We start from the raw sequence: 5,711 nt of genomic DNA on the forward strand, positions 1-5,711 counted from the left end.
GAAATACGATAAAAACGTTGATAATAGGGTAATTCAGGAGAATGCTTTTTATTCCATTCAGCAAACAAGTGACGGCGGATACATTGTGGCGGGATATACAACTATCCCGACTGATCCATTGCAGGAGATCGAGCACAACATCTGGATTTTAAAGCTTGACGCCAACGGCGATGTGATGTGGGAGAAGGTGCTTGATACGTATAACAGAGATAAGGCTTACTTCGTCATGCAAACTGGCGATGGAGGGTATATAGTAGCTGGAGTTGCTGCCAACTACAATGTTATTTCCTTCCCCAACCCATATCGTTCTGATCTCTGGATAATAAAGCTTAACAGTTTCGGTTTCGTCGAATGGGAGGGAATATACGACTGGAAAGTTGTCGATGAAGCTTCATCTTTCCAGCAAGCGGACGATGGGTTTGTGATAGCTGGAACGAGCAGTACTGGCGGCATGTTCTCATCCGACGTCTACAAACCCTGGATAGTGAAGATCGATAACAGCGGACACATCCAGTGGCAGAAAACTTACAATGAAAGTACCTTTGAAAAAATCTCCTCAATTCTGAAAACGAATGATGGATATGTTGTAGCTGGAAGCGCAGCGGGAGATGTTTGGGTTTTCAAAATTGACGGCAGCGGATTGATTCAGTGGCAGAAGAGGTACGGCGGTGACGAGAGCGATTGGGCAGCAGATGTTAAAAAAGCCGACGACGGCTACGTTGTTGCATCAAACACGAGATCCTTCTCAAATAGCTCTGACTTCTGGATTCTCAAACTCAACGATGCTGGATCTATTTCTGGTCTTTGCCTTTACGAAATTGTTGCAAATGCTCAAGTTGGTGAAGCGGGATTTGACGAATACGTGTTTACTCCTACTCCCTTCCTTCAGCCCGCTGGAATTAACATAAACTCCTTGACTCTTCAAACATCCAGCGTTTCTCAGATTTCAAACGTGATCTGTCCTCCTCAAGCAGTTGGAACACCGACACCAATCCAAACGCCCACCTTAACTCCCACTCCGGATCAAACTCCCATTCCGGAGTTTTCGGGGGTGTGGATAGGTGTAGCTGTCGTTATAACTGCCTTGGTTGTGGGCAGAATGATGAGGTAAAAGATTAAATTTTTCAATTTTTTCCGACCGAAGTTTTAAAACCACATCCATCATGATTTATTCTATGAAAATTGTCCACATATCAGATGTTCATTTCGGCTTTGAGCTGCTGAAGGATAAGGTTGAAAAAGCTATAAAACAGATAAACGAAATCGAGCCGGACTTGGTCGTTTTAACCGGGGATATCGGATTGTGGGGTGTACATCACGAGTTTAGAGATGCTTATGAAACGCTTTCAAGCATAAAGTCTGAGATTCTTGCAGTTCCCGGCAATCACGATGCGAGAAACGACGGATTGAAGTATTTTAGGCTGTACTTTGGAAGGACAAGAAAGAGAGTGAAAGTGGATAATGCGGTTTTTATAGGAGTGGACAGTACTCTTCCAGATTCAGATGAGGGATATGTGGGAGATGAGCAAAGAGAATGGATACTCTCGAACGTCAGGAAAAACTGCATCAACATCGTTGTCATGCATCACCACCTCGTTCCGATTCCCCACACCGGGAGAAATATGAACGTTCTGATCGACGCAGCGGAAATGGTTGAAGCTTTGGCATTTCACTGTCATGGAGGAGTGGTTTTAGCAGGTCATAGGCACGTTCCCTACTCTACAAAACTTCTGAGAACCCATGTAATTCATGCCGGCTCTCTCAGCTCTTACAAAGTTCTGATGCCCGACAACAATTACAACGTAATAGAGTTTGATGAGGAAGCAGTTAAACTTGAACTCAGGTTTATAGACATAGGCGGTGTTGAGATAGGAAAATTCAAATTGAAGCCCGAAATTCCGGAGTCCATAGATAAATACAGAAAGTTAACGTCGACGAAAAAAGTTCTTTTCATTTCCGTTAAGAACGATTTGAGAACGAAGATAGCTGAGTACGTTTTTAATAAAGTATCTCCAGACAACATGTATGCTATCAGCTGCGGGACATCTCCTTCAAAGAGTCTTAGCGAGATTGCAGTGGAGTTCGCAGGAAAGCGTGGAGTCAAACTGACAGAGCCGAAGAAGCTAACAGAGGAGATGCTCGAGGATGCGGACTACGTAATTTCTCTTGATGAAAACGTTGATGTTCGGGGAATCGACGAAGTTTGGGATCTTGCCATTCCGAATAGCTACGAAGAAGCTCTGAAGCTTTGTAAGGTTATCGAAGGAAAGGTGAAGGAACTAATAAAAAACCTCCTCCTCAGCTAACTTTTTTCAGCCACTATCATTCTGAAAATAGACGTCATTAAATGCCTCTCCTCAATAATTTTGAATCCCGCCCTTTTTATATTTTCCGCAGTTCTCCTATTTATCTCCGGACCGAGCTTTCTGAGGAGGGGGTTTAGAGCGTCAAGAATTTTTCCGACGAATTCACTTTCGCTCCTCATGTGTTCAAGAAAATACGCTTTGCCACCTTTCTTCAGAACTCTGTGGAGTTCTCTGAGCCCGTTTATGGGATTCTCCACGGAGCAAAAAACATAGGTGGATATGATTGCGTCGAAAACACCATCTTTGAAGGGTAAACTTTCAGCATCGGCTTGGATTAGATGAACTACTTTTTTGTTCTCTTTGACCCTCTTTATCGCTTTTTCCATCATCCTTCTGCTTATGTCAACTCCAACTACCTCCCAGTTTTTGTAGTAGGGAATATTCTTTCCGGTTCCGATTCCTACTTCAAGGACGAGGTTACCTTCGACCCTTTTCAGAAGTTCTCTTCTCCAAGAGGAAAAAGCTAAGAGTTCCATGGGAAGCTCAAAGATATCGTAAAATCTGGCAACTTTATCGTACCTTCTCTTATCCAATCCCTTTTTCACCATATTTTACACCTAATGAAAAAGTACTTATACTTTTTCAACCAGCTCCTTTCATGAGAATTTTGAGTCTTCTGATGGTGGGGTTGGGGGTAATTTTAGCCTTTGCTCTTTACTTAAACTTCGGCAACGCCCCATTGCAGGTTGTGATATACAAACCCGAAGCTTGCGGGTGTTGTGAGAAGTATGCTGAGTACCTTGAAGAAGAGGGGTATAATGTTGAAATCGTGAACGTTCAGAGTTTGAGAGAAATTTACGAGAAACACGGAGTCCCAAGAAACCTCTGGAGCTGCCACGTATCTTACATTGGGGATTATTATGTCGTCGGACACGTGCCAAGAGAGGCTATAGACAAACTTTTAAAGGAAAAACCCGCTATAGAAGGAATTTCGCTCCCCGGAATGCCAACGGGATCTCCGGGAATGCCGGGAGTTAAAAGCAAGCCCTTTAAAATATACTACATCTCGGGAAAACGCACTGGCATCTTTGACGAAGTGTAAAACAAAAACGATATATACCTTATTTTACATCAAATGTAAAATATGGACAGGAAACTGTTGATTGCTGCAATTCTCGTTTTTGTTGTAGTATCTTCGATTCTCTATAATTTCTACGGTAAACCCAAGGAATTGAAGGAGGAGGATCTCGTCAAAGTAAGTTACGGTAATGTTCAAGTTACCGCCATGTATCTGAATCCCAAGTATCCAGAATTGACAAAGCCCACCTTCTACTTCAGACTCGACACGCATTCCGGAGACCTTTACATTTACGATATAGCGAATGGAACGACTCTTGAAGTTAATGGGAAAAATTTTGCTCCAGTTTCTTGGAAAGAAGACGAAAAATCTTGGGGACATCACAGAATTGGGATTCTTGAGTTTCCCGAAGAGGCGCTGGAAGAAATAAAGAGGTCTGGAAAATTCAGACTTGTTGTGAAGCTTGAGAGTGAGAGGGTTTTGGAGTGGGAGATATGAAGGAAGTGAGAAATGGTTTTATAGCCTTTGTTTCCCTTCTTGCCTTCTATATTCTCGTGAATTACGCCACGGCTGGTTATGAAGGAGTTATATGGAATCTAAAAAACTACTGGATGTACGTATTCCCAATCAGCGCTGGCTTCGGTTTGCAGATTGCACTTTACACCCACATAAAATCTTATCGTGAAAGTTGTAAAAGCATAGCCACCGGAGGGATTTCAGCAGGAAGCATGGTGGCTTGTTGTCTTCACCATGTGACTGATGCTGTTCCTCTACTTGGGGTGGGAATAAGCTATTTCCTCACGTTGTACACGGAATTCTTCCTTCTGATTGGCGTTTTATCGAGTGTGGTTGGGGTAGTATGGATGCTCTCGACGATACAGAAAAACGCTCTCTTCGAAGATTCGAGTTTCCTTGCCAAAGTCATGTTCGTGGACTACGAAAAATTGAAAATTGTGGTATTGATTTTCTCAGTTTTAATAGCGGCGTGGAAGTACTCTTCAGCTCCGTGGGGTGTTGTTTAGCTCAGTAAGGCAGATTCGCTCTCTGCCAAGCTAAGATACCTCCATCAAGTTCGTAGATGTTTTTGTACCCCATTTGAGCGAGTTTTGAAGCTGCTATTTTACTCATCTGTCCGGATCTGCAGTAAACGAGGATGGGAGTATTCTTATCTTTGGGCAGGATATCGGCGAACTCTTCGATTTTGTTGTAGGGTATCCAAGCGTCGGTTCCGTTTAAATGCTTCTGCTCTGGAACGTGAACGTCTATCACAAAAGCTTCTTCGTTCTGCATTAGCTTGTAGAACTCCTCGGGAGACACAGATTTGAAGGCTTTTTCCTTTGGAAAGAGAACGAAGCTGTTGTAGAGCAGAAAAGCCAAGAAGAAGCCAATTATAGCAGCGGTTATAAACTTTCCTTTCAACTCACCACCTCCAAAAAATAAAAATTTGATTTTAGCTGCAGGAGTTGTGGCACTTGCAAACTCCAGTGGATTTTTTCTTCACCTTTTCGATTTTCATAACTCTACTTTACGTTAGATGTATAATAATGTTTCGGCTCATCTGTTGCTTTTGTACTGTCTTAAAGCACCTTCAAGAAAGGCTATTAAGGATTTTCTCACCCTTTCATCGTCTGGAGAGCCGGCGTATCCGATGTAAACAGCTCTCACTCCATTCATTTTCATCGGCGTTCCGTTGGGGTAGAAGATGTGAAATTCAGGAGTGCCAGTAGCACCGAACTTCATCGCCAAAGCTCTCTCAGTTAAAAAATCTATTTTGACGACAACGAACTTTTCGAAGGTTTTTTGCAAATCTTCGTACTTCGACAAATCCTCAAGGAATGCTCTGCAGACGTAGCAAGTATCGGAGTGAATGTAAACCAAAACGGGCTTGTCCTCTTTTTTCGCAACTTTAAACCCTTTTTCGAGGCTGTAGAATTTTATCGGATATTTTTCATATTCGTCGACTCCAAGGATGATCGTAGCTACTCCGAAAAGTATGAGAATCATCGCAAAGATTGGTAGAGGTCTTTTTCCTTTCACGAACTTATTTTACAATAAATGTATAAAAAGGTTACGAGGCTAACTTCTCGATAGAGCGTCTTTCAACTTGATGTATTCTTCCTGAGTGATCTCTCCTCTTGCAAGTCTTTCTTTCAGGATTTGGAGGGATCTATCCTCGCTCTTCTTTCCGGAGCTTAACGAATTTATCAGAATGTAGATCACAGCCACTATTATCGCGAGCCAGATTATCTGCCAGAGGAAGCTGCTGAAGTACCAACCTCCGAAGTTGTTTCCCATCATGCCCCCCATACCGTAGCCCATCATGTTAC

Annotated in this window: 8 protein-coding genes and 1 pseudogene; 5 read left to right on the forward strand and 4 right to left on the reverse strand. The window is 42.7% G+C overall.

What is annotated here, in order from left to right; genetic code table 11:
- Both F7C14_RS10770 and F7C14_RS10775 read left to right on the forward strand, forming a co-directional pair.
- Positions 1-1,111: pseudogene (locus tag F7C14_RS10770) on the forward strand (hypothetical protein); the annotation flags it as partial.
- 64 nt (positions 1,112-1,175) lie between these two features.
- Entirely contained in the window at positions 1,176-2,306 is a 1,131-nt protein-coding gene (locus F7C14_RS10775; protein ID WP_290902794.1) for a metallophosphoesterase, read from the forward strand.
- Here the strand turns inward: F7C14_RS10775 and F7C14_RS10780 are convergent.
- The gene (locus tag F7C14_RS10780; RefSeq protein WP_290902796.1) at positions 2,303-2,914 is read right to left on the reverse strand and encodes a class I SAM-dependent methyltransferase; all 612 of its coding nucleotides are present in this window, start codon (positions 2,912-2,914) and stop codon (positions 2,303-2,305) included. The genes F7C14_RS10775 and F7C14_RS10780 overlap by 4 nt on opposite strands.
- 50 nt (positions 2,915-2,964) lie before the next feature.
- On the opposite strand from F7C14_RS10780, the gene F7C14_RS10785 reads away from it, so the two are divergent.
- From F7C14_RS10785 to F7C14_RS10795, 3 genes are read left to right on the forward strand one after another with little or no spacing between them, the layout of a single operon-like run.
- On the forward strand, positions 2,965-3,408 hold the full coding sequence (locus tag F7C14_RS10785; RefSeq protein WP_290902798.1) for a DUF411 domain-containing protein: 444 nt from the start codon (positions 2,965-2,967) through the stop codon (positions 3,406-3,408).
- Between the two features lie 42 nt (positions 3,409-3,450).
- Positions 3,451-3,882, forward strand: coding sequence for a hypothetical protein (locus tag F7C14_RS10790; protein ID WP_290902800.1), 432 nt, complete (start codon positions 3,451-3,453; stop codon positions 3,880-3,882).
- Positions 3,879-4,406 (forward strand): hypothetical protein, encoded by a 528-nt coding sequence (locus F7C14_RS10795; protein ID WP_290902802.1) that lies wholly within the window; start codon positions 3,879-3,881, stop codon positions 4,404-4,406. The genes F7C14_RS10790 and F7C14_RS10795 overlap by 4 nt, the downstream gene beginning before the upstream one ends.
- 1 nt (position 4,407) lies before the next feature.
- Here F7C14_RS10795 and F7C14_RS10800 read toward each other — a convergent pair whose 3' ends face one another.
- The 3 genes from F7C14_RS10800 to F7C14_RS10810 all read right to left on the reverse strand — a co-directional run.
- Positions 4,408-4,803 carry a rhodanese-like domain-containing protein gene (locus F7C14_RS10800; protein ID WP_290902804.1) on the reverse strand — a complete coding sequence of 132 codons (396 nt, stop codon included), beginning with the start codon at positions 4,801-4,803 and terminating at the stop codon, positions 4,408-4,410.
- Between the two features lie 135 nt (positions 4,804-4,938).
- Positions 4,939-5,421: a thioredoxin family protein gene (locus tag F7C14_RS10805; protein ID WP_290902806.1), complete on the reverse strand. Its 483-nt coding sequence runs from the start codon at positions 5,419-5,421 to the stop codon at positions 4,939-4,941.
- A gap of 39 nt (positions 5,422-5,460) precedes the next feature.
- Positions 5,461-5,711, reverse strand: a 251-nt coding sequence (locus tag F7C14_RS10810; protein WP_290902808.1) for an SHOCT domain-containing protein, incomplete at its 5' end; no start/stop codon positions are given.

The organism is Ferroglobus sp. (assembly GCF_015521575.1).
In the GTDB taxonomy this organism is placed as follows: Archaea; Halobacteriota; Archaeoglobi; order Archaeoglobales; family Archaeoglobaceae; genus Ferroglobus.

Excerpts from the sequence above, each read along its gene's own strand:
- F7C14_RS10775 (WP_290902794.1), top strand. The coding sequence starts at position 1,176 with ATGAAAATTGTCCACATATCAGATGTTCATTTCGGCTTTGAGCTGCTG.
- F7C14_RS10780 (WP_290902796.1), bottom strand. The coding sequence starts at position 2,914 with ATGGTGAAAAAGGGATTGGATAAGAGAAGGTACGATAAAGTTGCCAGA.
- F7C14_RS10785 (WP_290902798.1), top strand. The coding sequence starts at position 2,965 with ATGAGAATTTTGAGTCTTCTGATGGTGGGGTTGGGGGTAATTTTAGCC.
- F7C14_RS10790 (WP_290902800.1), top strand. The coding sequence starts at position 3,451 with ATGGACAGGAAACTGTTGATTGCTGCAATTCTCGTTTTTGTTGTAGTA.
- F7C14_RS10795 (WP_290902802.1), top strand. The coding sequence starts at position 3,879 with ATGAAGGAAGTGAGAAATGGTTTTATAGCCTTTGTTTCCCTTCTTGCC.